Source organism: Bdellovibrionales bacterium (assembly GCA_016716765.1).
Taxonomy (GTDB): Bacteria; Bdellovibrionota; Bdellovibrionia; order Bdellovibrionales; family UBA1609; genus JADJVA01.
Window position 1 is genome coordinate 936,729 of record JADJVA010000025.1, and the last position, 26,267, is coordinate 962,995.

28 protein-coding genes and 1 pseudogene are annotated in these 26,267 nt (G+C 43.1%); 15 read left to right on the forward strand and 14 right to left on the reverse strand.

Annotation, left to right across the window (positions count from 1 at the left end):
* Positions 1 to 70: 70 nt before the first annotated feature.
* Positions 71 to 217 (reverse strand): BrnT family toxin, encoded by a 147-nt coding sequence (locus IPL83_20885; GenBank protein MBK9041575.1) that lies wholly within the window; start codon positions 215 to 217, stop codon positions 71 to 73.
* Positions 218 to 370: 153 nt separating this feature from the next.
* Between IPL83_20885 and IPL83_20890 the strand changes: the two genes are divergently transcribed.
* The gene (locus IPL83_20890; protein MBK9041576.1) at positions 371 to 562 is read left to right on the forward strand and encodes a hypothetical protein; all 192 of its coding nucleotides are present in this window, start codon (positions 371 to 373) and stop codon (positions 560 to 562) included.
* 499 nt (positions 563 to 1,061) lie between these two features.
* On the opposite strand, the gene IPL83_20895 is transcribed toward IPL83_20890, so the two are convergent.
* The gene (locus IPL83_20895) at positions 1,062 to 1,937 is read right to left on the reverse strand and encodes a glycosyltransferase family 2 protein (protein ID MBK9041577.1); all 876 of its coding nucleotides are present in this window, start codon (positions 1,935 to 1,937) and stop codon (positions 1,062 to 1,064) included.
* Positions 1,924 to 2,655: an SIS domain-containing protein gene (locus IPL83_20900; GenBank protein MBK9041578.1), complete on the reverse strand. Its 732-nt coding sequence runs from the start codon at positions 2,653 to 2,655 to the stop codon at positions 1,924 to 1,926. The genes IPL83_20895 and IPL83_20900 overlap by 14 nt, the downstream gene beginning before the upstream one ends.
* Positions 2,656 to 2,749: 94 nt before the next feature.
* On the opposite strand from IPL83_20900, the gene IPL83_20905 reads away from it, so the two are divergent.
* From IPL83_20905 to IPL83_20920, 4 genes are all read left to right on the forward strand, one after another.
* Complete coding sequence (locus IPL83_20905) at positions 2,750 to 3,196, forward strand: nucleotidyltransferase family protein (protein ID MBK9041579.1); 447 nt, start codon at positions 2,750 to 2,752, stop codon at positions 3,194 to 3,196.
* 81 nt (positions 3,197 to 3,277) lie between these two features.
* A complete protein-coding gene (locus IPL83_20910) occupies positions 3,278 to 4,120 on the forward strand; it encodes an HAD-IIIA family hydrolase (GenBank protein ID MBK9041580.1) in 843 nt (280 codons plus the stop codon).
* Positions 4,121 to 4,122: 2 nt separating this feature from the next.
* Positions 4,123 to 5,109 (forward strand): GHMP kinase, encoded by a 987-nt coding sequence (locus tag IPL83_20915; GenBank protein ID MBK9041581.1) that lies wholly within the window; start codon positions 4,123 to 4,125, stop codon positions 5,107 to 5,109.
* Between the two features lie 37 nt (positions 5,110 to 5,146).
* The gene (locus IPL83_20920; GenBank protein ID MBK9041582.1) at positions 5,147 to 6,850 is read left to right on the forward strand and encodes a glycosyltransferase family 39 protein; all 1,704 of its coding nucleotides are present in this window, start codon (positions 5,147 to 5,149) and stop codon (positions 6,848 to 6,850) included.
* Here the strand turns inward: IPL83_20920 and IPL83_20925 are convergent.
* The 4 genes from IPL83_20925 to IPL83_20940 are packed head-to-tail and all read right to left on the reverse strand — an operon-like array spanning position 6,847 to position 10,775.
* The gene (locus tag IPL83_20925) at positions 6,847 to 7,554 is read right to left on the reverse strand and encodes a glycosyltransferase family 2 protein (protein ID MBK9041583.1); all 708 of its coding nucleotides are present in this window, start codon (positions 7,552 to 7,554) and stop codon (positions 6,847 to 6,849) included. The genes IPL83_20920 and IPL83_20925 overlap by 4 nt on opposite strands.
* Complete coding sequence (locus IPL83_20930) at positions 7,520 to 8,578, reverse strand: NAD-dependent epimerase/dehydratase family protein (GenBank protein MBK9041584.1); 1,059 nt, start codon at positions 8,576 to 8,578, stop codon at positions 7,520 to 7,522. The genes IPL83_20925 and IPL83_20930 overlap by 35 nt, the downstream gene beginning before the upstream one ends.
* The gene (gene gmd, locus IPL83_20935; protein ID MBK9041585.1) at positions 8,578 to 9,591 is read right to left on the reverse strand and encodes a GDP-mannose 4,6-dehydratase; all 1,014 of its coding nucleotides are present in this window, start codon (positions 9,589 to 9,591) and stop codon (positions 8,578 to 8,580) included. Before gmd ends, IPL83_20930 begins: the two co-directional genes overlap by 1 nt.
* Entirely contained in the window at positions 9,579 to 10,775 is a 1,197-nt protein-coding gene (locus tag IPL83_20940) for a DegT/DnrJ/EryC1/StrS family aminotransferase (GenBank protein MBK9041586.1), read from the reverse strand. Before IPL83_20940 ends, gmd begins: the two co-directional genes overlap by 13 nt.
* A gap of 626 nt (positions 10,776 to 11,401) precedes the next feature.
* Between IPL83_20940 and IPL83_20945 the strand changes: the two genes are divergently transcribed.
* Positions 11,402 to 11,635: a hypothetical protein gene (locus tag IPL83_20945; protein ID MBK9041587.1), complete on the forward strand. Its 234-nt coding sequence runs from the start codon at positions 11,402 to 11,404 to the stop codon at positions 11,633 to 11,635.
* A gap of 448 nt (positions 11,636 to 12,083) precedes the next feature.
* Here IPL83_20945 and IPL83_20950 read toward each other — a convergent pair whose 3' ends face one another.
* The 5 genes from IPL83_20950 to IPL83_20970 all read right to left on the reverse strand — a co-directional run bounded on the left by IPL83_20950 (position 12,084) and on the right by IPL83_20970 (position 17,313).
* Positions 12,084 to 13,013, reverse strand: a complete 930-nt coding sequence (locus tag IPL83_20950; protein ID MBK9041588.1) for a flippase-like domain-containing protein — start codon at positions 13,011 to 13,013, stop codon at positions 12,084 to 12,086.
* Positions 13,000 to 14,013: a glycosyltransferase gene (locus IPL83_20955; GenBank protein MBK9041589.1), complete on the reverse strand. Its 1,014-nt coding sequence runs from the start codon at positions 14,011 to 14,013 to the stop codon at positions 13,000 to 13,002. Before IPL83_20955 ends, IPL83_20950 begins: the two co-directional genes overlap by 14 nt.
* Positions 14,014 to 14,183: 170 nt before the next feature.
* Complete coding sequence (locus IPL83_20960; GenBank protein ID MBK9041590.1) at positions 14,184 to 15,188, reverse strand: GDP-mannose 4,6-dehydratase; 1,005 nt, start codon at positions 15,186 to 15,188, stop codon at positions 14,184 to 14,186.
* Positions 15,175 to 16,296, reverse strand: a complete 1,122-nt coding sequence (locus IPL83_20965) for a DegT/DnrJ/EryC1/StrS family aminotransferase (GenBank protein MBK9041591.1) — start codon at positions 16,294 to 16,296, stop codon at positions 15,175 to 15,177. The genes IPL83_20960 and IPL83_20965 overlap by 14 nt, the downstream gene beginning before the upstream one ends.
* Before the next feature lie 66 nt (positions 16,297 to 16,362).
* Positions 16,363 to 17,313, reverse strand: a complete 951-nt coding sequence (locus tag IPL83_20970) for a glycosyltransferase family 2 protein (protein ID MBK9041592.1) — start codon at positions 17,311 to 17,313, stop codon at positions 16,363 to 16,365.
* Between the two features lie 346 nt (positions 17,314 to 17,659).
* Between IPL83_20970 and IPL83_20975 the strand changes: the two genes are divergently transcribed.
* The 7 genes from IPL83_20975 (at position 17,660) to IPL83_21005 (ending at position 22,996) form a co-directional block, all read left to right on the forward strand.
* Positions 17,660 to 18,895, forward strand: coding sequence for a class I SAM-dependent methyltransferase (locus IPL83_20975; GenBank protein MBK9041593.1), 1,236 nt, complete (start codon positions 17,660 to 17,662; stop codon positions 18,893 to 18,895).
* Between the two features lie 73 nt (positions 18,896 to 18,968).
* The gene (locus tag IPL83_20980; protein ID MBK9041594.1) at positions 18,969 to 19,379 is read left to right on the forward strand and encodes a dTDP-4-dehydrorhamnose 3,5-epimerase family protein; all 411 of its coding nucleotides are present in this window, start codon (positions 18,969 to 18,971) and stop codon (positions 19,377 to 19,379) included.
* A gap of 36 nt (positions 19,380 to 19,415) precedes the next feature.
* A complete protein-coding gene (locus tag IPL83_20985; protein MBK9041595.1) occupies positions 19,416 to 20,366 on the forward strand; it encodes an SDR family oxidoreductase in 951 nt (316 codons plus the stop codon).
* The gene (locus IPL83_20990) at positions 20,347 to 21,168 is read left to right on the forward strand and encodes a DegT/DnrJ/EryC1/StrS family aminotransferase (protein ID MBK9041596.1); all 822 of its coding nucleotides are present in this window, start codon (positions 20,347 to 20,349) and stop codon (positions 21,166 to 21,168) included. The genes IPL83_20985 and IPL83_20990 overlap by 20 nt, the downstream gene beginning before the upstream one ends.
* A complete protein-coding gene (locus IPL83_20995; protein MBK9041597.1) occupies positions 21,152 to 21,454 on the forward strand; it encodes a DegT/DnrJ/EryC1/StrS family aminotransferase in 303 nt (100 codons plus the stop codon). The genes IPL83_20990 and IPL83_20995 overlap by 17 nt, the downstream gene beginning before the upstream one ends.
* A gap of 187 nt (positions 21,455 to 21,641) precedes the next feature.
* Entirely contained in the window at positions 21,642 to 21,932 is a 291-nt protein-coding gene (locus IPL83_21000) for a hypothetical protein (GenBank protein MBK9041598.1), read from the forward strand.
* Positions 21,933 to 22,294: 362 nt separating this feature from the next.
* Positions 22,295 to 22,996, forward strand: coding sequence for a hypothetical protein (locus tag IPL83_21005; protein MBK9041599.1), 702 nt, complete (start codon positions 22,295 to 22,297; stop codon positions 22,994 to 22,996).
* 75 nt (positions 22,997 to 23,071) lie between these two features.
* Here the strand turns inward: IPL83_21005 and IPL83_21010 are convergent, their stop codons facing one another.
* Positions 23,072 to 23,761, reverse strand: a complete 690-nt coding sequence (locus tag IPL83_21010) for an acetyltransferase (protein ID MBK9041600.1) — start codon at positions 23,759 to 23,761, stop codon at positions 23,072 to 23,074.
* A gap of 520 nt (positions 23,762 to 24,281) precedes the next feature.
* A pseudogene (locus IPL83_21015) lies at positions 24,282 to 24,566 on the reverse strand (methyltransferase domain-containing protein).
* Positions 24,567 to 25,541: 975 nt separating this feature from the next.
* Here IPL83_21015 and IPL83_21020 point away from each other — a divergent pair.
* Together IPL83_21020 and IPL83_21025 are read left to right on the forward strand one after the other, a co-directional pair.
* Positions 25,542 to 25,712, forward strand: coding sequence for an NAD-dependent epimerase/dehydratase family protein (locus IPL83_21020; GenBank protein ID MBK9041601.1), 171 nt, complete (start codon positions 25,542 to 25,544; stop codon positions 25,710 to 25,712).
* On the forward strand, positions 25,702 to 25,911 hold the full coding sequence (locus IPL83_21025; protein ID MBK9041602.1) for an NAD-dependent epimerase/dehydratase family protein: 210 nt from the start codon (positions 25,702 to 25,704) through the stop codon (positions 25,909 to 25,911). The genes IPL83_21020 and IPL83_21025 overlap by 11 nt, the downstream gene beginning before the upstream one ends.
* The last annotated feature ends 356 nt before the right edge of the window (positions 25,912 to 26,267 follow it).

The window sequence follows — 26,267 nt, forward strand, 5'->3', positions numbered from 1 at the left end:
TTCGCCTTTGAGTATGCGTCTTTGACAGCCTTCGCGTTGAAGGTGACGCTCCTATAGCCTTTTTCATTCTTTACATAGTTTGGCATAGAGACTCTTCTCTTTTCTCCTTTTTTCGAATATGGATGACTCGGATATCTGAGCCTCGAATGGTAAAATAGACAAACACATGATGAAGCGTATCTGTTAGGCCAAGTATTCCATATCTTGATTCATTCACCTTGGGGCTTACCTGCTCATCAAGCGCCCTGATGCTACCAATGCCAGGGTAACCCGTTGAGGGTTAAGAGGGAAAACCTAAAATCCGAGGTAAGCGCTAATCTTTTCCAAATAGTTCGCCACGTGACCAGCTCATGCATTGTGGAAGATGCAAATGAAACATCAATCAGCGTCTTTTTCGGCTCGGAAGCGAATCCAGGCTCTGAAAAAGAGCCTGGCATTTCGAGTGAACGAGGCCCCGCGTGCGTTTGGAGGGAATACTTTGGCAGAGGGCAAGGGCTTTTTTTTGGGAGAATTTTCGCGGGAATTCAATTTCTGGGAGATTGACGAACTGATGGGATTTTGAGGGTGAAAAATATAAGTAATCGATGAAGGCCTTTTCCATGTTGGCCACTTTCAAGTAGGGCTTTATGTATTCATAGCCGGTGAAAAAATCGGGGTGGCAGTGGTGGAAAGAAAACACGTCCAGCGGGTTTTCGATGAATTTGGTTCGATCCAGAGTGACGGCATCCCTCCTCTTGAATAGCTCCCCAAATTGTGCTGCTCTTAAAGTGATCCTGATACTCGACGAGAATATTTCCGGTCCACCTTTGTTGCGAGCTGGTGGCTAATAAGTAAGTGAAATCGTTCAATAGCAGGCCGTATGTCCATTCATTTAATAAGACATTTTATAGACTTTTAAGTCTATAAAATGTCTTATTAAACGTGTTATTAAATGTATCATTAAATGAATTCATAAATGGTACGTGACCAAATGGTGTCTGGTGCTTTGATGTTGAGTCACTATGGAGGCACAATGTCTGAATGTCATCTCTGGGGGCAAATGTCGCAATGGCTTGGTATATCTAAAATCGGCTGTATTTGGTCAGATTGCGGATCGCAAATTGGCCCAATCTAAGGCAAGCCTGCGGCAGATTCAGTCCTTCAGTTTCTCGATAGATTCGCCACGTATTTTTTGCGGACTCAAATTTATTGGCGGAACGGGACTGGTTGACAATACGGTATCGGGCCAGGTCTTCATTGAGGCCTTCGCAACGAAATCCGCGTTTGAGGAGGTTCAACCACAGAATGAAGTCCTCGTGCTTTGATTCCGTAAAGGATACCTTTCCAACTTGATCTATATCGAGCATGACGGTCAGGCAGGCGATACAATTCTGTTGAAGCAGCCTTTCGTAGGTCGTTTGACGAGGGACCCCAATGATCCTTCCAATGCGCTTTTCGTTCAAATCAATTCGTCGAAAAGCCGTGCAAGTGAATGAGTAGTTATTTGTCCTCATAAAATCGACTTGTCTCTGCAGTTTCTCAGGAAGCCAGAAATCGTCGCTATCTAAGAAAGCCAGAAACCGGCCGTGAGCTAATGAGATGGCATAGTTTCGGGAAAGGGCAAGCCCTCGTCCCTCTGGGACCTGAACAAATTTAATCCGCGGATCCTTGTCTGAATAGCCTTGGACGATTTCTGGAGTTTTGTCGGTCGTTCCCGAATCTGCAACGACGAGCATTTCCCAATTCGTATAAGTTTGATCCTGAACAGACTTAATCGTTTTATCGATGTAAGCCTCAGAATTGAAAACTGGGGTGATAATTGAAACGAGTCCATCACGACTGGGACTCGTGGAGCTATTCAACGCCGCCTCAAGGCTGGGCACCTTTTCGTGTTCCATTTTATTTCTACCAGGGAGACCATCGCCATCGCCATCGCCATCGCCATTACCAATTGCCATCGCGTATTTTTGCCAAGTACTGGCCTATAGATTGAAGTACAATCTGATGGCAATCCTCCACTATTCCATAGTTCTGGAATTCAAAGTGAAGTGAAACATCACACAGTTCTCTGGACTTGCCGCCGCCAAAGCCCGTGAGGGCAATTGTCTTTAGGCCCATTTTGCGAGCGACCTCAAGACTCTTGACGATGTTGGGACTTTTACCACTGGAGGAGATCGTGATTAAAACGTCACCCTCTTCTCCATACATTGCCACTTGAGTCGCAAAGACCTCATCATATCCGTAATCATTGGCAATAGCGGTCAGCATCGGTCCGTTTGCACTGAGAGACAAAACCTTAAGGGGTGGCTGACCGGGGCTTAAAGTTCCCTTTCCTAAATCGCACGAGAGGTGATCTGAGATTCCTGCTGAACCACCATTGCCAGCGATTAAAAGTTTTTTTCCTTTTTGGGAGGCCTGGAAAATCAATTCAAAAGCGTGATCAATATTTTTTAACGGAACCGACCTAAGAGCCTGATCCAGCGAAGTGCGATATTCCGAAAAATGAGCGGAAGCTGTCTTGCCGTCAAATATATGATTAAGGCGTCTTGGATCTTGTGAGGTCATAAACAATTGTATAGTTGAAGTGCCCTTAAAATAGAAGAAGGGATTGTGATTATTTCGGGTGCCCAGCCAACCCCAAGATATTTTGGTTACCGACAATCTAATGCAGCGCATGATTTTAATTCCGGGCTAACTAAGGAGCCTCGCTTGTCAGCGGCGCAGTGAAGGAATAGATTCGGTCACCTAAAAACGAAGCGGGAGAGCGAATTTGAAAGCGGTTATTTTGGCTGGAGGTAAGGGGACTCGCCTTGGCTCCTTGACTGAACAAATCCCTAAAGTGTTATTGCCGATTGCAGGCAAGCCTGTTCTTGACTACCAGTTTGAATGGTTGGTTCGAGAGGGAGTGAGAGAGGTGTTGCTTCTCACGGGTCACATGACCGACAAGATTAGGGAGCACTGTGGGGATGGATCAAAATGGGGTTTAAGAATTTCATTCATTGAGGAGGCAGCACCTCTTGGCACGGCTGGTGCTCTCAAGGAAGCCGAAGATTTTTTGCTAGAGGACTTTCTCGTCGTTTATGGTGACGTCTTGGTCGACATGGATCTCTCGGCTTTCATCAATTTTCATTGTGAGCTTGAGGACCCATGCGCGACTCTGATGGTTCACCCAAATGATCATCCTCATGATAGCGATTTGGTGGAATTTGATAAGTAATTTCGGATAACAGCTTTTCACGGAAAGCCACACGATCCCAATCGTTTTTATCACAATTAAGTTAATGCGGCGGTTTATATCTTGAGTCCTCGAATTTTTAACTACCTCCAAAGAGGGGTCCATCTGGATTTAGGCCGGGATGTGTTTCCTCACTTGGTGAAGAGTGAGAGATTTTATGCCTATCCTTCAGCAGAATATTTGAAAGATATGGGTAGCCCAGACCGATTGGCTGCCGTAGAGGCAGATGTTTTAAGTGGTAAGGTGAAGCTGCATCATCGTCGAAATTCTCGTCCGGCGGTGTTTCTGGATCGTGATGGAGTCCTTTGTCACCATGTTGATTTTCTCAGAGATTTGGGCGGTCTGGTGTTGTTTGATGATGTGCCAGCGGCCTTATCGAAATTAAATCGTTCAGATTTTTTAGCGATCGTGATTACCAATCAGCCGGTGGTTGCGCGGGGTTGGGCAGATGAAGCGCAGGTTCGCGAAATTCATAAAAAAATGGAGACACAACTTGGGCGTTCGGGTGCTCGTTTTGATGCCATTTATTTTTGTCCGCATCATCCAGACAAGGGATTTCCGGGCGAAGATATGACTTACAAAATCACTTGTGAGTGTCGCAAGCCGAGCGATGGAATGATTCAGGAGGCAAAACGGTTTTTCAACATTGATCTTTCAAGGTCCTACGTTGTTGGAGATACCTGGCGTGACATCGGCGTTGGTCGAACTGCGGGACTGAAAAAATGTCTCGGTGTAAAAAATGCGGTCGGTCGGGTCGGTGAATTTCGTGATCAGATTCCAGATAAAATCTTTTTGAATCTTGCGGAAGCGGTTGATTTTATTTTGGAGGATTCAAAGTTAGACGTTCACTCAAATTCGGTGTCAGCGACAGCAATTCAGCATGAGGGTCATAAGGGGGGGCATTAAGAATGATCATCACCAAAACTCCATTTCGAATGAGCTTTTTTGGAGGAGGCAGTGATTTGCCGGAGTTCTATCGTCAATCACCGGGGGCCACACTGAGTGTGACGATCGACAAGTACATGTACATATCGACTCACGATTTTTTTGAGCGTGATCAATACAGAATGAAATATTCTCGAACAGAAACGGTCAGTTCCGTCGCAGAGATTGAGCATCCTATCTTGCGTGCGGTGGTTCGTCGTCTGAATATTGCTGGAGGGATTGAAATTAGCTCTATTGCAGACATTCCTTCTGGCACAGGACTGGGATCTTCTTCAAGTTTCACCGTAGGAGCCTTACATAATCTTTATTCGAGAAGGGGTGATTTTGTTTCTAAAGAGCGAATTGCCCGAGAGGCCTGTGAGGTTGAGATTGGTGATTTGGGGGAGCCCATTGGAAAGCAAGATCAATATGCTGCTGCCTTTGGAGGGCTCAATATTATTTCCTATGCTGCGAGCGAGCAGGTCAATGTTGAGCCCATCTATTTGAAATCTGATCTTCATGAGGCTTTTCAGGATCATTTGTTGCTCTTTTACACGGGCAAGAGTCGATCTGCCGCTTCTATCCTTTCTGAACAAAAAGCGAACATGATGTCGGACCAAAAGGTTGAGCAACTCAAGAAAATGGTTGCAATGGTATGGCAGGGTCGGGAATTGCTTCACGAGGGGCGTTTCGATAAATTTGGGAGCTTGCTTCATGAGAGCTGGTTGCTCAAAAAAGGAATGGCAAGCGGAGTTTCCAATGTTGAGATCGATCGCTCCTACGAAATCGCCATGAGTGCGGGAGCTTTTGGTGGCAAACTTCTTGGCGCAGGTGGGGGCGGTTTTCTGCTTGTCTGTTGCGCGCCCGAGAAAAGACTTGCGATCAGGGAGGCTCTAAAATCTCAAGGCCTAGAGTACAGGGCTTTTCGTTTTGAACAGGATGGATCTAAAGTGATCTATGCCGAGCAATGAATGAGCTGGCATTGCAGAAAGCAAACGGAAAAAGAACTTGGCACATGATATGAGAGCACTCATTCAAAAAAATCCCATACTTACTTTGCTTACTCTTGTTGGTTTTGCCCTGAGAGCCTACGGAATTGGTAGCAATAGCTTGTGGATGGATGAGATCCGACAGGTTGGTTATTACTATAGTACCGAGAATGTGTTTCATTTGATTTACAAGGCGGCGACTCAGCAGCAACCACCGCTTGATTATCTGATTGGCTATGTGATTGGTTTGTTTCTTCCCTTTCATGAAGTGGTTGCTCGTCTGCCTTCTTTGGTGTTTGGGACCTTGCTCATTCCGTTAACCTATCAGTTGGTGTCGCTGATTTATAACTCTCGGGTGGCTTTACTTACTTCAATATTCGTGTGTTTTTCACCGTCCCTTATTTATTACTCTCAGGAGGCTCGGCCGTATTCTATTTTTCTGGTGCTCTTGACTTGGACTCTGATCTCTTACTTTAAAGCGATGGATTCTAATTCGGACACGGGGTGGAAGAAATATCGACTTGCGAGCTTTTTCACTCTAATGAGCAGGGGATTAGAGCCTATTCTGGGGCTTGGTTCATTATTTTTAACTTCAATGGTGATGTGGAAATCTATAGGTACTAAGAACGAGTCGCCTTCAACCCCGCCGCCGCAGAATCTCTTTAAGCGCTATTTCCGGTTTACTGTGACTTCTGGATTGTGGTTTTTGCCCTTTTTATTGTTTATTATTTCCAAGTCGCGAAAATATTTAGCGGGTGGAACTGGTACCGAAACCTCGAGTGTATCGTGGGCAAGCTTTTCTCCCTTTAGCCACCTTTGGACGGCTCTGAATCAAACACTCCCTCAGCCGACCCTGGGTATCTTTACCTTAGCAACACTTGGCTTGATTCTTTGTCTCATTGAACGAAAGAAGCACCCTAGGGCCTTGTTTATTTCGGTGTTCTTTTTTGTGTTCATGATTGTGCATACGGTGGTTTTTCATCTATCGGTCAATCCTGAGCTGGCGGGCCTTGCGCCCAAATATGTTCTTTATTCGCACATTCCTTTTCTTTTCCTAGGTTCCGTCAGTATGAGCTACTTGTTCGGACTTTTTGAGAACTTGGTAGGCTTAGCGAAAGCCCGTCGGCTAGTGCCAGGTTTGGTGGCTTGTTTAGTGGTCGTATTTACACTTAGCCAACTTCCGAAATTGAAAGAAGTCTACCGAACTCACAAAGTCGATTATCGTTCGGCGGGTAAGTACTTAAAAAAGAATCTCAGCTATGGAGATGTTATCGTCCATGTGAGTTTTTTGCCCATGGGTCATTTAGAGCACGGATTTTGGGGTGAAGGGCTTTATTATAAAACTCCGGCGCCTACCTGGGGCATAAGTGAAGCCGTTAAAGCGATTAAAGCCAATCCTCACAGAAATAATCGTATTTTCGTCGCGGTCCATGAGGCTCCTGAAGAGCCTATTAATCACTCCCCTCATTTAACCGAATTTACGGCAAACGGGATTAAACTCTTCCATTTAGACAAAAGGATCATTTCGACAAACTGGGGGCAGGAACTCGATCGCCTTATTGACGAGTTAATCCCGCTATTTCCTCAAGAGGGAGCTCGCGCAAAACTATACTTAGCTAAATGCCAGTTGCTAGCGACCACCGATGAGGCCCAAGCTCGCCAGTCATTTGCAGCTGCTCAATCTCTCTATCCAAATTTGAAATTTGAAAGTGAATGTAACTAAAACCTACTGCCGAGAAGCAGTTCAGACCAAAGGCGTTTCAAGAAGCGAATGCCAGTGGGAATACTCTGCGCACCCGTTTCGCCAGCGATTCTCGGCCCCTCAACCGTTGGGAATTCGACGATGTTGATTTTTTTCTTCAGTGCTCTCATCGTCATTTGGTACTCAATCGTATAATCGTAGGCCGATAGATTGAGATGGGTTGCGGCCGCTTTGGTGATCCCTCGATAACCATTAATGGAATCTGTGATGTATGGTCCCTTGCTCCTAAAAAGCATGTTCGCCAAAAAGTTAAAAGCGAGATTGGCCCATTTCCGCCATTTTAAAAGCTGTCCGTCTTCTTCGTTAACCGACTCTCGCATCATTCGTGAGGCAATGACGAGGTCGGCACCCTCATCAAACAACTTTCGAAATTTGCCGAGATCCTTGGGATCTTCATTGCCATCCGGCGAAAAGAACACGTAAGCGTCCGCATCGATTTCACGGAAAGCCGTTAGAAAGGCATCGCCCCTACCTCGCTTACTTTGTGATAAAACCCTGATATTATTCTCTTTAAAAAACTCTACGGTACCATCAGTAGATCCACCATCAACAGCACAGATCATATCAAACCCAGCATCCGGCCCAGGCTTTGGCAACATCGGAAGCATTACTTTTAAACAATCGAGCTCGTTACGAGCCAGTATACATAGAGCGATTTTTTTCATATTCATCCCAAAACCATTTAATGGTATTTCTTAAGCCGTCTGCGAACAAAATATTCGCTTTAAAGGCAAGCTCTCGTTCCAACTTTGAGGTGTCGCACATTCGTCGTGGTTGGCCGGTGATTCCGGCCGGGTCAAAGATCGGTTTGATTCGAGTATTTCGAAGTTCTCCAACCATTTCGGCAATCATCAAGGCCACATCGCAAATCTTTATCTCCTCTTGAGCTCCGATATTGATCGGATCAGCTTTTGCGTAGCGAGCAGCCACCTCGATAAGTCCTCGAGCAAAATCATCGACATACAGAAAAGACCTGGAGTGGGATCCATCGCCCCACACCGGGAAAGATCCACCTTCACAAGTCATGGCCTTTAAAATCAAGGCCGGGATCACGTGCGAAGACTTCGGATCAAAATTATCTCTCGGGCCATAGGCATTATAAGGTCGTGCTATGGCGACCGACATTCCAAACTCAAAGGCATATTGCTTGGTGAGATATTCTTCCATGCGCTTAGACCAGCCATAGCCCGAGTTTGTGGGTTCTGGCTCGTCCTTCATGCCTTCTTCTTCGGGCGTTGGCAGGCTACAGTGGCGTGGGTACACACAGGCGGTGCTTGTGACCATAAAGCGCTCAGCTTTATTTTCTTTAGCCGCTTTGATCGTGTTAAAGAAGGACTGCAAATTTTCCTGAAAAATTGTCGCCGGATGATTTTTATTGTACTCAATACCGGCAACTGAAGCCGCAAGGCTCAATACGATGGGGCAACCACCCATAGCATCAAAAGTTTGTTTGTAGTCAAACAAATCACATTTTCTCAATTCGACATTCGATCGCAGGTTGGTCAAAAATCGAGGATTCGATTGGCGTGAGAGCACCACTGGTCGTGCTTCAAGCTCAAGCAGTTGTTCGATCAAGTGAGAACCAATAAATCCTGTTCCCCCTGTAACAGCGACTCGTTTTCCTCTAAAAAACTGACGAGTGTCCTGGTGGAAATCAGCTTTCTGCACGCCTGTTCGATAGGCACTCATTAAAGTTTCATCCTGTCTGCAACGCCTTCAGCCGTGAGATCTGCTGCGACCATTATCTTCACTAGGTCATCAAAACTAGTTTTTGGCTCCCAGCCAAGCTTTTCTTTGGCACGAGAGTAGTCACCTATCAGTAGGTCCACCTCAGTGGGGCGGTAATAACGGGGATCAATTTCAACAAAGTCCTGCCAATTCAAACCCACAAGGCCAAATGAGCGATCCAAAAAGTCCCGAATCGTCCAGGTTTGGTTGGTTGCAACCACATAGTCATTGGGCTCACTGTGCTGAAGCATCATCCACATGGCTTCGACATAGTCTTTGGCAAAACCCCAGTCCCTTTTGGCATCGAGGTTTCCGAGATAAAGCTTCTTCTGCTTTCCCGACAAAATGCGCGCCAGCGCCATAGTGATTTTTCGAGTCACGAAGGTCTCACCACGTCTGGGGCTTTCGTGATTGAATAAAATCCCATTGCAGGCAAACATGTTATAGGCCTCACGATAATTGACAGTTTGCCAATAGCTAAAGACTTTAGCGCATCCATAGGGACTGCGAGGGTAGAAGGGCGTGTCTTCATTTTGTGGCACGGCCTGAACTTTTCCGTACATTTCAGAGCTGGACGCCTGGTAAAAGCGGATATCACGAGCCGCGCCAACATTTTTAATCGCTTCAAGCATTCTCAGTGTACCCATCCCCACAATGTCGCCGGTGTAAATGGGTTCATCGAAAGACACTCGCACGTGGCTTTGCGCTCCTAAATTATAGATCTCCGTCGGCTCAATTTTATCAATGAGCTTTTCTAAACAGCTGGCGTCTGAAAGATCACCATAATGGAGGTGAAGGCGGGCATCGGCATCGTGAACATCATCAAAAATGTGCATTATTCTGCTTGTATTAAAGGAAGAGGATCTTCGGATAATCCCATGCACCTCATAGTCCTTTTCAAGGAGTAGGTCTGCGAGGTAGGAACCATCTTGTCCAGTGATACCCGTTACCAATGCTTTTTTCATAAAAAGAATTCCTTTACGCATTTAGAGACATATTCAACGTCTTGTTGAGTCATGAGTGGGTGAGATCCCCAAAATAATCCACGATCCATGACCGCATTGGCACCTGACAAGTCGCCGACCACTCGGTGTTTGATATTTTTAAAAGCAGGTTGGCGCGCTAAATTTCCAGCGATCACTGGTCTTGTTTCTATTCCTGATTTTTCCAAATGGCGCTGCAAACGATCCCGGAGGTCCTTCGACTCACAAAGCACGGGAAAGCCAAACCAAGTTGATGAGGCCCCAGGGGTGGTTCTCATGGGTACAACCGCTTTATTTTTTGCATGTAACCACAAGTCTTCGATCCAAAAATTTGCAATTTCAACTCGCCTTTGGTTAAAGCCTTCAAGTTTACCGAGTTGCTTCATCCCAAAGGCAGCATTGATCTCTGTCGGCCTGACATTAAAACCGGTATTAATAAACAAAAAACGCGGGTCGATATCCGCATGCTTGGCCTCAACAGCCGCCTTGTTTTTTAAATGGCGAGTCCAACCATGAGCTCTGAGGCAGCGAAATAATTCCGCCATCTCATCGTTATTGGTCACAATCATCCCGCCCTCGATAGTGGTAATGTGATGGGAGAAGAAAAAACTATAGGTGCCGACATCACCAAAGGTGCCGACAAATTGATCATTAAATCGAGTGCCTAGAGACTCACAGGTGTCTTCTATAACCCAAATCTTTTCTCGTTTAGCAGAAGATAAAAGCTCTTTTAGAGGTGCCGAATTGCCTAAAACGTGGACAGGGCAAATAGCGCCGGTATCTTTGCTATAGGCATTTTCAACCGACGCAACACTCATTTGTAGTGATTCTGGGTCGCTATCGACGAGCACAGGGATCAATCCAGCCTGAACAATGGGCCAAACGGTCGTCGACCAAGTCACCGCCGGAACAATCACTTCTTGCCCAGGTTCTAATTTCATTGCGCCATGAACACTCGTCGGGCATTCTGAATTAACCAAGGCGAAAAAAGCCAAAAGGTTTGCACTTGAGCCCGAGTTAACAAAAATGGCGTGTTTGGATCCTATGTAGTCCGCAAACATTGCTTCAAAAGAAAGGCAACGTTCGCCAAAAGTGACAAAGCCTGATCTCAGGACATCAATAGCGGCCGAGATCTCTTCTTCTCCAAAAGTCGAGGCATTTAATGGGATTTTCATCGAGTAAACCTACCTCTTCCTTATAGAAGAGGCAAGCTCCCCACAGAACCCGCCGTGCGGATTTCCCGCAACGGGCTCTTCAAAACTTGGTTCGTGTTTATTTGACATAAGGACTCCATCCTAAGTGTTTCAGTTGAGTCGTTTCCGGGGGGAGGGGCAGAGGCTCTCTCGAGAGGAGTCTCTTGAACATTTCCCAGGTGAAGGACTTTGTCTGAGAGCGTGCCTTATTTCCGTTTAAAGCGCGGACTGCCTGGTGCAGATTCTCCACACTGATGTGGCTGAACAGGTTATTAAAAACAAGTTCGAGATTCTTCGCCGATAACCCTATTCGTGCCCAGCTGTTCAGCTCCAGAGTGCGAGCTGCTGATCCCGTGTATCCAGTTCTGCGATTGGACGGGGAAGAGTGTTCACGATTCAAGTTCTGTCGTTCCCTTCGCTCAGTGCGCATTACCACACTTCCACGCTACTATGAAACGATCTGACTTCCTTGGAGAGGACATCGCAATTAGACTTGATTTTGACGTCTTGCTTAATCACTTTGTTTCCTTTCTGTCCCCTCAAGGATATCCTGGGTTCCTTCAACAAACCTTGTTCACATTCCGCGTACTCGGACACCGGAGGGTTCTTTGGGTTTGGAGGTCCCCTCAGATATTGCCTTCGCGCTAGCATTGCTGCTCGTGCTATACAGTCTCGGCACCCTCATTCATAAGCTGACGAGGCTCAATAACTTCACTTGCGTTGCGGCCTATGAACTTTCTGTCTACGCTTCACTCTGGTTGTTCCATGGAGGTCCCCATGTCCGTCCAGCTTGCAAGACTCGATACAGGGCTCCGTTTGCAGGATTACCCTGGTGTGCCTAGATACTCTTCATGAGTATCCCCTCACACTGGCTCGTTGACGCTTAGCGCCTCGGCGCACCTAGGCAACAACCTAACCAGAGCAGGACATATTTTCAACGCCTATTTTGGCGAAGTTAGACCTAATTTATCGGCCAAAAACTGGCGATTCAGCCCATAGTCAACCGCCGGTGCTCCAACGACTTGGTCCCCGCAACTCCGTCAGATTCACTACGACGAGAACTCCAAATATATGCTCTGTTGCCGTCGGCGGGACTTGGCACTTAACTGTCTCACCTGCTAGTTCAACCGAGCTTTGTTCGACGGACGTTGGCAAGGTTTCTCACAGAGCTTCCGATCAAGCAACAAAGATAAGTTAAATAATGTAATCGCGAGCTCCTGGCGGTTAATTCGCTTACGGCACTGGATGCAGTGGATACGATTGATTCAAGACTCCTGAATTACGAAACGATTAGCTACTCTTGGCAACACTTGTTCTTAACGCACATACGTACCCCACTGCAGCAGCAGATAAATAGAAGTAGAAAATATAGATTGAGATAGTTAGAGCAATTTCTCTTGAAATGCCAAAGATCCCAAGAAGCCCAATTAATCCGACTTCTCTGACCCCAATTCCTGCGAAGCTTATCGGGACTAAAAGTGCAATGGTCAGGGCGCCATTTATCCATGACCAATCCCAAAATGAAAGTTGAGCACCAAATTCCAAACCGAGCATGTAGAATGTCCAAACATTAAATATCTGAATAAGGATCGCAAATAGGAAATTTGTCAGTAAGTGGCGTTTAAGTGACATGTTTTGGAAACAGGTTAGGACAGGAATAAGTCGATTAAGCAATTTAATTGACGAAAGCAATTGCTTGAGAAAATCATTCATAAAATTGGTTCTAAGCAGAAAGAAAACTAAACACAAAGAGACCGATGCCGTTAAGAATATTATCCGAAATATTCCCAATTGAGGTGTGGTGGTAAAGTGCAACCCGACAGTTGAAAGTAAAAATACAGTAAAAACAGAAACCAATTTGTCAAGGGTAAGAACAAGTGCGCCATATGCAATTCGGTCTCTCGATCTGAATAGGTAACCTCCTCTGACGAATTCCGTGGTGATTTGACCTGGCAGAAATAGTCCGTAAAAATAGCTGATATAAGTTGCACTAATAACGGTGCGTATTCTTAAGTCCGGAGCAATCTGAGTTAGTCGTACACCATGTAACACTATAATTATATGGCTGACCAGGGTCAGAAATATAAAATTAAACAGACTTGGATTTTTTAAAATATGGATCAATTCTACTAAATTAATTTTTTTCCATACAATGAATATAAAAATCAGGGATATTACTATTTTTAGGGAGTTTTTTGCTGCGCTGCTATTTATTTTCATTGAACAAAACTTGCCTAAGTTTGGAGAAACAGACGTTGATCGAAAACGAACGTGTCACAGTATCAAAGCCATTCTCTGCCAACTTTCTTCTAAGATTTTTATCAAGAACCAATCGTTCAATTGCATCTACCCAATCTCTGGTTGAATGGGCTAAAAGGCCATTCTGCCCATTTAAGATAAAGTCTTTAACCTGCCCAACAGGCGATGCAACTACGGGAACTTTAGCACTCATATAAATACAGGCTTTTAATATCCCTCTAACCCGAGATGACTCCACATCTTGCAATGGAAAGAGGCCAATATCCATCGAGGTCACTAACTTAAACATTTGCTCCTGAGTGTAGATAGGAATTGCGGTGTATTTAACCTGCTCGAACTCAGGGAAATTGGCATGCCCTTCGCCAGTTCCCACCAACAGTAAGTGAATATTTTTATTTTTAGAAAATACTTTTTCTAGAGCTTCCCAAATCTCAAATAGATTGTATGCGGTATTCGGGCTACCTATCCAGCCAATGATGATTGGATCATTCTCTACTCTTTCTGATCGTTGATGTTTAGCAAAAGATTCAGTCTGGGGATAATCGGGAATGACAGTTACGTCGCTATTGAACTGCCTTGCATATTCGGCGGTGAGCTCATTATCAGTCGTGACAGCATCAACAATTTGTAAAACGGTGTCAAAAGTATTCTCAACAGTCAGCCGATTCGATTTCCGGTTGTTCAGCCAAATCGCATCGCCAAAATCCAGGACGAGCCGTGCGTTACTGTGCTTCTTGAGGTTTCTAATAAATCTGAGCGACCTCACTTTTGACATGTATATTACGTCAAAATGTTTGGCCGTGCGATAAATATGGTAAAATAGAACCAAGTCAAATACGTTCAGCAGTAGTTCCTTAAACCCAGTGTTAAGAGTTCTATTTCTAGCGGTTGCATTTGAAGACTCGGTTGGTGGCCATAGGAGGCCCCCCAGAATTTTAAATAGAACTGAGGTAATACCCATATTTGATTGCAGAAATCGCACAAGTCTAGAAGATAACCTATTTTTTGTACACAGCATTGATATTGTGAGTTTGAAAAAGATCTTTATAAATGAGGCCACGTACTACGCCACTAGGAATAGCATCACCGGCTTCTAGTATAACAAGTACATTTTTTTTCAAATTATTTCCTCTAGAGATAATGAGCTAGGCAGTCTTGATAGTAATTCTTCGTAATCAAAAGACCATCATCTAATTCACATGATGGAGCCCAGCCCAAAATATTTTGAATCTTTTCATTGCTATAAGTGGCATCTCCGATTTCTAAGACTTCCCGCTCTTTGGGCCAAGGGATCTTCTTTACCTTTCCGCCCACTATCGAACAAATTCTGTCCGCAACTTCTGCTACCGAAATGTGGCTTTTCGAGACTGCGAAAAAGGCTTCTCCATTCGATTCCTCTTTTGTTGCGGCAGTTATTAGTGCATTCACAGAGTCTTTAATAAAGCTAAAATTGCGAATTTGGTAACCCTCGCCAAAAAGTGAGATTTCCTTATTCTGCAGTGCCAATCCAATAAAATAGTTAATAAAACCGAACTCAGGACTCTTGATACATGACCTTGGACCGAAATTATTGGCCAGGCGAACCACAGTGGTCCTTAACTCATAGGCCTTTGAATAGATCAGAGTGTATTTCTCAGCCGCTGATTTATTTGCTGAGTAAATATCTAATGGGAACTCTGAATGCATTTCGTCGGCCGGAGCATATAGATTTTTTCCAATCTGCGTACTGGTTCCAATTTGAACAAATTTTGCGTCTGGCGAAAATCTCCTTATTGCCTCCAAGCAATTGATTGTACCCCTACAGTTAACCTCAATATCAAGAATAGGCTCTTTCATTGAGTTTGGATGTGAGGTATAGGCGGCACAGTTAAAAACAATATCATGCCCTAAAACAGTCTGCGCTAAACCTTCTTCATTTCGGATATCATTTATAACCAAATTCACATCAGATCGAAAATCTTGAATATTATATAGATTGCCACCAGATTTTGGATCTAGAGAATCAAATATTGTGACTCGAGCTCCCATTTTTAAGCATTCCTGAGTCAAGTTGCTTCCAACAAACCCTAGTCCGCCTGTTATTAGTATCTTCTTGTTTCTAAGAATTTCGTTAGTCGATGTATTAGTGGGCACGATCGATCAATCCCCTTAATTTTTCTGCGATAAATTCAATTTGCCCTTCTGTTATATTCATTGCGCCAGGTAAGTTGATCCCTCTAGAAGAAATCTCATAGGAATTTACATTTACGTGTTCATATTTTTCTCGGAGATTGTAGGCCGGCAAAGAGGAAAGTGGATAGAAGAAGGGCCGTATCGGAATGTCAAATTTTGCTAACTCTGAAATCACAAAATCTTTTGTCATTTTCAATTTTTTGCTGAAGACTAATCCAGTTATCCATGCGCCATTTTCAACATCTGCTGATTCTTCGTTGAACTGCAGCCCATCAATCCCAGAAAGAAATTCTTTATATTTCCTAAGCGTCCAACGCTTCATTTCTATAAGTTCATGAATTCGTTTAAATTGACCATGCCCCAAAGCAGCCTGGAGGTTAAACGGCATATACTTACACGTTATTTCCTCATTAAAGTAGGTTTGACCACCAGGACGACGACCGTGATCTCGAAGGACCATGCATCGGTCATAAAGATTCTTATCGTCAGTTAAAATCATTCCACCTTCACCTGTTGTCAAAGTTTTGGTCCGGTGAAAACTAAAAACTGAGGCAACACCGAATTTTCCAGCCCGCACTCCTTTATATTTTGACCCTAGGGCTTCTGCGGCATCTTCGATAAGTGGTATTTGATGCATTTTCGAGATTTCACAGAGCCGATCCATTTCAGCCATATTTCCAAAAAGGTCGACTGCAATGATTGCTTTAGTGTTTTTCGTAATATTTTTTTCAACTTGATCGGGGTCAATACACCAATTAGTTGGCAATATATCTGTGAGGACAGGAGTGGCCCTAACATACGTGATACCGGCAGTTGACCCAATCCAGGTAATCTCCGGAGCAATGACCTCATCTCCTTTTTTAATCTTGAGCGCAGTGAGCAGAAGGTGAATTGCCGTAGTGCAATTTGGTGTCATGACTCCAAATTTTCTACCGTGCCACTGTGCAAATTCATTTTGAAAGTCTTCCACATAATTATAGGGCTTTTCGTACCAACCGGTTTTCATTGCATCCAGCACGCAATCAATTTCTACTTGGGTTATAGATGGTCCTGCCGCATAAATTTTCTCCATTAGTGAATTCCTCGCTGCAATGCTATTAGGTCTACTAGTTCTATTCAGCACTTTCCTCTCTTTAGTTCAGTCTATGTTTGTCTTGAAAACATTTCGAATGGTGTATTGGGTTTGTTTGGTAGTTGCATAATAATTTTTTAAAATAACATCAGAAATAAGCCCAAATATGAATAGCTGAAGTGAGCTAAGATAAAGTGAAACCGCAATCAGTGGTAAAATATTTTTGAAGAGATCATTTCCTACAAGGGAGAAGTAAATTCCAACGATAGTAGTAAGAATTCCTGCGATAAATAGAACTACGCCAAGGCCACCTAAGAGATGTAGAGGTCGCCCAGCATACTTATTCCAAAACCAAACAGAGATCATGTCCAAAAAACCTTTTATGGTGCGCTTCCAGTTATATTTCGTTTGCCCAGCGTCGCGGTGACGATGATTCACTATGATCTCTCCTATGCGAAACCCTTTTATTTTAAGGAGGGCAGGGATAAAACGATGCATTTCCCCAAACAAATTGATCTGATCAAAACACTCTTTCTTGTAGATCTTTAAAGAGCAGCCGCTATCGTGAATTCCATCTTTAATAAGAAGCCCCCTTAAAAAGTTTGCCCCCCTAGAAACAATTTTCTTCAAAAAAGGATCTTTTCTATTTTTTCGCCACCCCGAGACAGCGTCGACATCATTTCCCCTAATATATTCAAGAAGATTGGGGATGTCTTTTGGATCATTCTGCCCATCGCCATCCATCGTGACAATATATTCATATTGCGCCGCTTTAATTCCCGCATCAATTGCAGCCGTTTGGCCAAAGTTCTTTTTGAACTGAATATATTTAATCGGTTTTAGGGATTTTACTGTTTCTGATGTGTTGTCCCGGGAGCCATCATCGACAAAAATTATTTCGAATACATAGTTTTCAGCAACGCAAACATCAGCAATTTCGCTATGCAGCTTTTTGATGCTCTCCGCTTCGTTATAGATTGGCACAACGATGGATATTTCTGGTATTTTTAACGACATTCTATAACCCTCAACTGCTATATTAACCTTGTCTGGATTTATCAAGACATTTTATTTGAATTCGTGAGGAAAGGCCTATTAAGAGTCGTCTTGGGCTTCTAACACTTTGGATCAGGAATGTGGGATCAACTATGCTAGCTTCAAAGGGTGGACGATGGAATTGGCTGTATCTGTTCCATGCAATCAGCTAAACGCGCCAAACGCTAGTCTTATCGGCGACCTTGGCCTAATTTGCTTGCATTTTAGGTAACGAGATTCTAGTTTTGGTGCCGAAGTTTTAAACATCTTTAGGACATTGCCCTAGTTGCTGTTTATCTATTTTTTTTGTGTTAAACTGGAGGTTTAGATGGATAAACACAACGAATACAAATGCGTATTCTGTAATAACAAAATAGTGCTTTTTGTTTCTTTTGGAAATCAACCTATCGCGAACGGTTTTTTAACGGCAGATGGTTTTTCTAAGGAATATTTTTTCGAACTTTCTGTGGGTTTTTGTCCAGAATGTTTTTTGGTGCAACTATTGGAGCAACCGACTCCTGAAATGATGTTCAATGAAAGTTATGCCTTTTTTTCCGGTACATCAAACTCTATGATACAGCATTTTCAGAATTTTTCCGATGATATAGCCACAGCCTATTTAACGCATAAACCCAATAGCTTCGTAGTCGAGATCGGATCCAACGATGGAATTATGCTTCAAAACTTTAAAACGCAGGGGTTTAAGCATCTTGGTATTGAGCCGTCTTTGAACGTTGCTAATGTAGCCAGAGGCCGGGGAATTAATGTCCTAAACAAGTTTTTTAATTCGTCTACTGCGAAAGAGGTCAAACTAGAACACGGCAAGGCCGACGCAATTTTGGCTGCAAACGTATTGTGCCATATATCTGATATTCGATCTGTTTTCGAGGGCTTTCGAGAGCTACTACACGATGGTGGAGTCATTGCTTTTGAGGATCCCTATTTGGGAGATGTGATTCAAAAAAATTCATATGATCAAATCTATGATGAACACATGTTTTTATTTTCGGTAAATTCGGTGTCAAAATTAGCCGAGAGTTTTGGATTTGAAGTCATTGGCGCGGAGCATCAGATGACCCACGGCGGCTCTATGCGTTATTATTTGGGTATAAAAGGTCAACACAAAGTTAGTGATAATGTCCTAAGAATTATGAAGGCAGAAAAGGAATTAGGAATCACCGAGGTTGGTGGTTTTTTGAAGTTTAGCCAAAATTGTGAGAACTCCAAACGTCAACTATTGGATCTTTTGATCAAGCTTAAAAATGAGGGCAAGAAGGTCGTTGGTTATGCTGCAACTTCAAAAAGCACGACTGTATTGAATTACTGCAATATTGGTCCGGATCTCATCAGCTATATCTGCGACACAACTCCCATCAAGCAGGGCAAGTTTAGTCCCGGCGTCCATATCCCTATCGTTCCATATGAGCAGTTCTCAAAAGATAGACCGGACTTTGCGGTCCTCTTTGCGTGGAATCATAAAGATGAGATTTTTAAGAAAGAGCAGCAATTTATGGATCGTGGCGGAAAATGGATCTTTTTCGTACCCGAAGTACACGTAGGATAAATGAGCATTGTTGAAAACACTTATGAAGGTGAAATCTTAGGGTTTCGAATTAAAAAGCTAGTCAGGCACTCTGATGAGCGTGGAGATTTTCGCTGAAGTCCTTCGAAGCAATGAATTAGATTTTAAAGACTTCGCTCAACTTAGTTCATCATTGGTCTATGAAGGAATTGTGAAGGCATGGCACTTGCACAATATACAAACCGAAATGATGACTAACTTATCAGGTGTTGTGAAATTTGCTTTTTATGATAGTCGCAAAAACTCACCTTCCCATGGACTGATTTTAGATTTTTTGGTGGATGCAAGTGTAAATCCGTTGGCCTTTGTTGTGCCTCCAGGGGTGGCGCACGGATATAGAATTGTTCGTGGGCCAGCAGTGCTTTGTTATTTAACTGATCGGATATATGATCCCAATGACCAATTAAAAATCGCCTATGATGACAAATCAATCGGTTACCATTGGGGGCCTCCTAAAATTCAATAGAATCGTGTTTCTAATATGTTCAAGGAAAAATAAGGGATGAAAGTAGTAGTAACTGGTGCCTGTGGGCATATAGGATCAAGGTTAATTCGAGAAATACCTAAGGCGTTACCCAATTCAGAAGTTTGGATGCTTGATAACTTCTTCGCCCAACGGTATTGTTCGTTGTTTAATTTACCCGAGAACTACCGATATCACTTTGTCGAAGCTGACGTCGCAGAAATGGACCTTGGACCGATATTTGAGTCGGCAGACGTGGTTATCCACTTAGCTGCGATTACTACGGCAGCAGCATCTTTTGATTCGAAAGATTTAGTCGAAACCGTTAATTTTAATGCAACAAAAAATGTCGGTGAACATTGTTTGCGAGCGAAAGTGCCATTGGCCTATGTTTCTACCTCAAGCGTCTATGGTACCAAGGCTGATCAAGTTGATGAGAACTGTCGCAGTGATGAGATTCAGCCGCAGAGTCCCTATGCTGAAACTAAGTTGGCCGAAGAGCAATTTATCCAGACGCTCGGTGAGCAGGGGCTTAGATTTGTAATTTGTAGATTTGGGACGATATTCGGCGTGTCCAATGGAATGAGATTCCATACAGCAGTTAATAAATTTTGTTTTCAGGCTGCTACTGGACAGCCTCTTACAATATGGGAAACGGCATTAAATCAAAGACGTCCCTATTTGGCTTTGGAAGATGCTGTGCAAGCGATCATTCATACTATCAAAGAATCGATATTTGACGCAAGTGTTTACAATGTCCTCACATTGAATTCGACTGTTTCAGAGATTATTGAAGTAATTAAGGAATTTGTACCCGATTTGCAAATTCAATTGGTGAAATCCAAAATAATGAATGAATATTCGTACTCGGTAATGTGTGAAAAGTTTAAGGGAACTGGCTTTTCTTTCAAGGGTGACCTCAAGAAAGATATCTTTGAAACCATACAACTTTTGAGAAATGTGAGATCAATTGAAAGAAACACCCAATGATATAGTACTTCTCAATGACTTTAAGAGATTTTGGTCAGACGTCGGCACCGAAGCGACCGCCCGATTTCAAAAAATTGGGGAAAGTGGCTGGTATATTTTAGGAACTGGCGTGGAGAATTTTGAAAAATATTTGGCCAAATTCAGTCGTACCCAACACGCAATTGGCTGTGGAAATGGTCTTGATGCATTGGAAATATCCCTCCGGACTTTGGGGCTAAATCCCGGTGATCTTGTGTTGACAACCCCTCTTAGTGCATTTGCAACGTCACTTGCGATTGTTCGCGCAGGAGGCACCCCTGCCTTTGTAGATGTGGATTCAAATGGACTAGTAGATCTCGATTCTGCGAGCCAAGCATTGTCCTCGCATCCAGAAATCAGATTTTTTGTTCCGGTTCATCTCTATGGGCACCCATTAGATTTGCACAAATTAAAAAAACTTAAGGAGAAGTTTGGATTAAAAATAGTGGAAGATTGTGCGCAAGCAATTGGTGCGAAATTTGATGGGATCCCTGTGGGTACGATTGGTCAAATGGCGGGTCTGAGTTTCTATCCAACGAAAAACTTAGGCTGCATGGGAGACGGTGGCGCGATTTTAACGCGGGATCTTGAATTGGCTTCTAAGGCTCGCACAATTAGAGACTATGGACAATCAAGCAAATATATCCACGACGAAATTGGATTAAACAGTCGCTTGGATGAGGTCCATGCAGAGGTTTTGGAGATGCTCCTAAGAACTCGGCTCGAAAAATATACAAGCCGAAGATCAGAGATCGCGAAACGTTATCATGCGGGGAATTTCTAATCCAAATATTGGATTGATGAAACTCGCGAAAGAAGTGGAATCTGTCTGGCATCTCTTTCCCATATTGTTTCGAGATGCTGATGCTCGGCAAAATTTCATTGCCTTTGCGACAGACAGTGGCGTTCAGACGGGCATTCACTATCCAAAATTAATTTCGGAGCAAACGGCACTAGATGGGCGAAAACAAATTCTTTCTTCATTAGGGATGGCTGAAAAATTTGCCAGAACTGTTCTTTCATTCCGATTTCTCCTTCTTAAAGGATGCGGAGGTCGATCGAGTGATTGATGTTTGCAATCGGTGGAATCGGCCACGAAAATGAAAAATATGCGGACAAATGAAGGTCCATTGGCAGGATATTGCGAATTACAATCTTTGCCATTGGAATATTTTTTATTCTCATGGCTCCCCAGAGTCGAATATTGTAATCAGGCCTTTACCGGGCACCATAGCTTCAAATCTGCAGTACACATAAGTGCATTTTAAGCACCTAGTAGAAACTGGGAAATTATCAAGATCCGATCAATTTTCTCCTCAGAATCCTGAAGGAGTAGGATTCCCAGATGATGGATTTCTATTTTATTTGCCAAGAGTTTTTCCTTTTGTAACGGATCAGGATTTTGTTGTTTTTCGGGTTCAATCAGCATTTCTTTCTTCAGTGTCAGCCGCTCTAATCACTGAGATTGCCTGGTTAGTCATTGGGCCAATGGGTGCACTTGGTGCCTTTCTATTTTGGATTACCTCACCCCTTGTTTACGCATTTTAACCAAAACATGATGGCTGAGCCCTATTTGCTTTTTTGGTCTGTGCCTCGTGGCATTTGGTCTGCCAATCAGATCTGGCACATTGGATAAAATTGATCCACATTTTCACTCCATGTACTGGATTGGGAATACATTGGTCTTTTACGCCGGAATCTTCTTCACTATAATTGCAAGCTAGATGGGATTAGCTTCATTCTACCCTGGGTTATTTGGCTTTGGTTCCAAGGAATAAGGGAATTAAGCGGTTGAGCGTGTCTATTGCCTTAGGTGGATTTGTGTGGGTTTTAGTCTGGTATATTTTACCCGCGGATTTCTTAGGCATCAAAACAGTACTATTTCAGTTGGTTCTACGTCACTAGGATTATTGTCTAAGTTTTGGGATGGACTTCCAATTTTACGAAGTTACGAATTCCTCATTGGAGAAGGGACAGTACACTTTGGTTTATCTGCAATAACCTTTTTGTCCCTTTATTCCTGGCGTAAAAAATACCCCATGCTACTAAACTATGTTGTCGTACCTTGGTGTTTTGTGTTTGTCATAAGAAGTATTATATTTTTGGGATTTAGTAGTAACCATAGCTACTATCAATTTCCATACCTACCTGTTTTGGCAATGGGGAGTGCTGTGTTTTTTGGGTCGATTTTTCAAATTATCTTCAAAAAATTCGTACTAAGAAAAATCTCCAATCGTATTTTAAACTTAACTTTGATCCTGATGGTTATTTTTATTGGAATTCAGTATGCCAATAAATTTGTCAAACCACTTTATCTTGGATGGAGCCCAGCGGCTGTTAACACTCAAGATCAAGCTGAATTGCAAAATTTTTTGAAATCAAAGCCGAGAAATATTAGGTGTATTGGTAATGATTTTTGGGTTTCGAACGTTTGTGACGGTGAATATTTTGAGTATCCACAAAGCCCTATAGAAAAAATTTGTATTGATAGAAACCTAAAATACTACTCCTATATCATTGGCAATACGACCAATCAGCTAGATATTAAATTTCAAAATGAGAATTCTATTGAATTTAGGAATGATTCCTACTTTGTCGTCAATTTCCAGTAAATTTTGTTCAACTCAAGGCAATTCCTCATTGGAAGGGAAATCATATTGATATGAAATCGGGACTTCCTGGTGGGATTAGGTGGGTTTTAATTTTGTAATCATAGGTCTTGCGGGAACTCCGGCATAGACAGAATTTTCAGGAACATCTTTGGTTACAAGTGCCCCGCCGCCAATAACTGAGTTTTTCCCGATAGCTATTCTTGGTAGTATTGTGGCGCCAGCGCCCACCCACGCACCTTCCTTCAGAAGGACATTACCACATAAGGTCGCACCTGGACCAACTTCGGTAGAGTCTTGAAGTTCGCAATCATGGTCTACACTAGACTTGGTGTTTACAATACACGAGTGTCCGAGTATGACATTAGGTTGAATTATCGCGCCCGCCATAATTTGAGCACATTCTCCGATCTTAACATTTTTCGCAATACAAGCCGTAGGGTGCACCAGGGTAACTGGGCGCAATCCACATTTTTTCAGCCGTTTAGCAATATTTAGGCGAGCCTTGCCATGAGGGTTTCCGATTGAAACTACGAATCCGATTTCTGACCTTTTAGCCTGTTGAGCGATCCACCCATCAAACGTGCTGCCATGGAAAAGAGCAACATCTGAAAAAGGAGATTTAATTTCAGGAGTGTCATCAAAGATAGCCAGTAAATTACTGGAGAAAAGGCGCAGAATTTCCCTGTTGACAACACTTTGCCCCGTTCCGCCCCAAAAAATTATATTTTTAGTCAGACCATTGCAGCGCAAACGCAAATCTTTCATAATACCCCTAGTAATGAGAAGGAAATTTGTTAGTTTGATGTTATCACAATTTAGAAATCAAGTCGTATTCAGATAAATATTCCCGTTTCCCTATAACAAGCGACTACATGATAACAAGCCTTCCTGGCCGTTCTCACTGAGTTGACCCCGCCGGGCTCCTGGGGAGCCCATGAGACCCCGCCGCGAGCGGCGGGGAGGTTCATTATTTCCTAGCAACAACGACCATGCGTCCCGAACGGTCTTTGCCTATGGCGAAATATATAATCGAAGGAATAATCCCGTAAAGACGACCGAAGGACCTCTTCATTTCAGGATAAAATAGTGAATTCTTGAATAGAGAAAACTACGAATAAAGTCGAATGGCACCCGGTCATTGTAGACTTTTACTTCCCTAAACCCAATACCATTCAAAATCTTTGGAAATACCCTCTGCCGTAAAATGAACCTATGCCGGGGCAAATCTATCCCAAGCCAATGATTTAACCAAACCTCTTTTCCCACGAATCGTAACAGGGTAACTTCAAAACAGAATTCCCTTTGCAGAAAGCCCATTGGTATAAATATTAGATAGCACTTCAATTGGAGCATTCAAATGCTCCAATACATATCTAGCAATCACGCAATCATATGTCTGACTAAATAAATAACCCTCAACGTTGCTATTTTTTAAATCGATCTCAAAAATCTGAGCAGCAACCCTACACCCCTCTATACTCTGCTCCAATCCGGCAACCTCAAGCCAGCATTTTAAATACGATAGAAATTCTCCGCTACCAGCTCCGACTTCAAAACAATCCTTAACAGCTTCTGCAAGAACGTCGCATTATCTTATAATCAGTGCCAAATTTAACCTTTCGTAACCACCCCTTCAAACCCAGCCGTGGTTGATAGGGAATATATTCATTAGGATAGTACCTGCTCAATTCTGGTAATCCATCTTCGGATATGAAAAACCAAGTTGGCAGGAATTGCAGAATGCGACCCGAAACAGCTCAGACATGCCCTTGGACAGATAAAAATCTGGAGCCATTAACTCGGTGGTGAGGTCGGTAGAACGACAAACCGGACATTTATCAATCGCAGATTGACCTGCTTGGCACTTTTGGACCTTCATTGGAATGTCCGTGACGCATTAGATCTAGTCCCAGAAATAGTTGAAGTTTAGAAGCTGACAGGTCCAAACATGCTTGCTTTCAATAGGTTACAACACTTATCGAGACAATCAGAAAGTACCAACCAACGATGAGAAATGTAGTCAGCCTTAAGAAGAGAAACAAGAAAAAACCGCTGGTCCACGCTAAAATTGTAGACGATCGGAATGATATTTTCGAAGGTCTTTCAGGATCATTACTATCTATTGGTCTCAAACTATCCTAGGTAGCTATACTGCCTGTTGAATTGTGCGCTCTTTCAGAATTTGAATCTACAGCCTGTTTCTCACAATTACCTCTAAAATAAAGCCTCCTAGTGATACTCCCTACTTTTCACTTGGAACATTGCAGCGAAATCTACTCCATCGTGAATTTTAATTCGATGAACAATGTCTTTCCAGTGATAGCTAATACACAAGACTAAAAAGAGGTGGAATGATGGTATTAATTACCGGCGGAACTGGTTTCCATTGGCTCTCATGTTGCTGTCGACCTCATTGAACTTGAGGTCATCAAATCACCTAATTGACAACATACTGCAATAGCAGCCCAGAATCATTAGCAGAATTTGGCAAATAACTGGTGTTACCCTATCTCTATTGTGGGCGATATGCGGGGAGGAGACACTTTTGGGCCGAGTATTTCACACCTATAAAAATATTGATTGCGTAATTCATTGTGCTGGATTGAAGTCAGTTAGTGAATCATCAAAATCGCCATTGGACTATTTTGACAATAATGTAAACACTATTTCTCTATTAAAGATTATGGCTGAGGTAGGCGTAAAAAATAATCTTTAGCTCGTCTGCTACCATTTATGATGCCAATTTTGCCTCTCCATTTGATGAGTCTTCACCAAAATTAGCAACGACACCTTATGGCCAATCAAAACTCATTATCGAGGATCTGCTCGAAAATATTTGCAGATCGGATGAGGAGGAATGGAAAGTAGTCATACTTCGATATTTTAACCCTATTGGGGCACACCTAGCGGATTAATTGGAGAATGCCCCAGAGGTATTCCTAACAATCTATTCCCGTTCATATTGAAGGTCGCGAGCGGCGTAATGGCCAACTCCCGAAGCTTTGCATTTTCGGTAATGATTATCCTACCCCGATGGAACCGGAACGAGGGATTACATACATGTATGCGACCTCGCAGCCGGACACGCTCAATCTTTGGCGTTACTATCAAATAGGTCCATTGTTAGACAGCCCGACCATATAACTTGGGTACGGGAGACCCCTCAGTGTTCTCGAACTTTTAAAAATTTTTCGAAAATACGAACAATGTCAATCCCATTTGAAATAGGCCTAGAGCTGCCTTGGGCTCTCCAATTGTCTATTCAAACGCT

Coding starts and splice junctions, on each gene's coding strand:
- IPL83_20915 (MBK9041581.1), top strand. CDS start 4,123: ATGATCATCACCAAAACTCCATTTCGAATGAGCTTTTTTGGAGGAGGC.
- IPL83_20925 (MBK9041583.1), bottom strand. CDS start 7,554: ATGAAAAAAATCGCTCTATGTATACTGGCTCGTAACGAGCTCGATTGT.
- IPL83_20940 (MBK9041586.1), bottom strand. CDS start 10,775: ATGAAAATCCCATTAAATGCCTCGACTTTTGGAGAAGAAGAGATCTCG.
- IPL83_20890 (MBK9041576.1), top strand. CDS start 371: ATGAAACATCAATCAGCGTCTTTTTCGGCTCGGAAGCGAATCCAGGCT.
- IPL83_21010 (MBK9041600.1), bottom strand. CDS start 23,761: ATGAAAGATTTGCGTTTGCGCTGCAATGGTCTGACTAAAAATATAATT.
- IPL83_20900 (MBK9041578.1), bottom strand. CDS start 2,655: ATGCGCTGCATTAGATTGTCGGTAACCAAAATATCTTGGGGTTGGCTG.
- IPL83_20975 (MBK9041593.1), top strand. CDS start 17,660: ATGGATAAACACAACGAATACAAATGCGTATTCTGTAATAACAAAATA.
- IPL83_20970 (MBK9041592.1), bottom strand. CDS start 17,313: ATGTCGTTAAAAATACCAGAAATATCCATCGTTGTGCCAATCTATAAC.
- IPL83_20895 (MBK9041577.1), bottom strand. CDS start 1,937: ATGGCAATTGGTAATGGCGATGGCGATGGCGATGGCGATGGTCTCCCT.
- IPL83_20955 (MBK9041589.1), bottom strand. CDS start 14,013: ATGGGTATTACCTCAGTTCTATTTAAAATTCTGGGGGGCCTCCTATGG.
- IPL83_20980 (MBK9041594.1), top strand. CDS start 18,969: ATGAGCGTGGAGATTTTCGCTGAAGTCCTTCGAAGCAATGAATTAGAT.
- IPL83_20950 (MBK9041588.1), bottom strand. CDS start 13,013: ATGAAAATAAATAGCAGCGCAGCAAAAAACTCCCTAAAAATAGTAATA.
- IPL83_20930 (MBK9041584.1), bottom strand. CDS start 8,578: ATGAGTGCCTATCGAACAGGCGTGCAGAAAGCTGATTTCCACCAGGAC.
- IPL83_20985 (MBK9041595.1), top strand. CDS start 19,416: ATGAAAGTAGTAGTAACTGGTGCCTGTGGGCATATAGGATCAAGGTTA.
- IPL83_20965 (MBK9041591.1), bottom strand. CDS start 16,296: ATGGAGAAAATTTATGCGGCAGGACCATCTATAACCCAAGTAGAAATT.
- IPL83_20995 (MBK9041597.1), top strand. CDS start 21,152: ATGCGGGGAATTTCTAATCCAAATATTGGATTGATGAAACTCGCGAAA.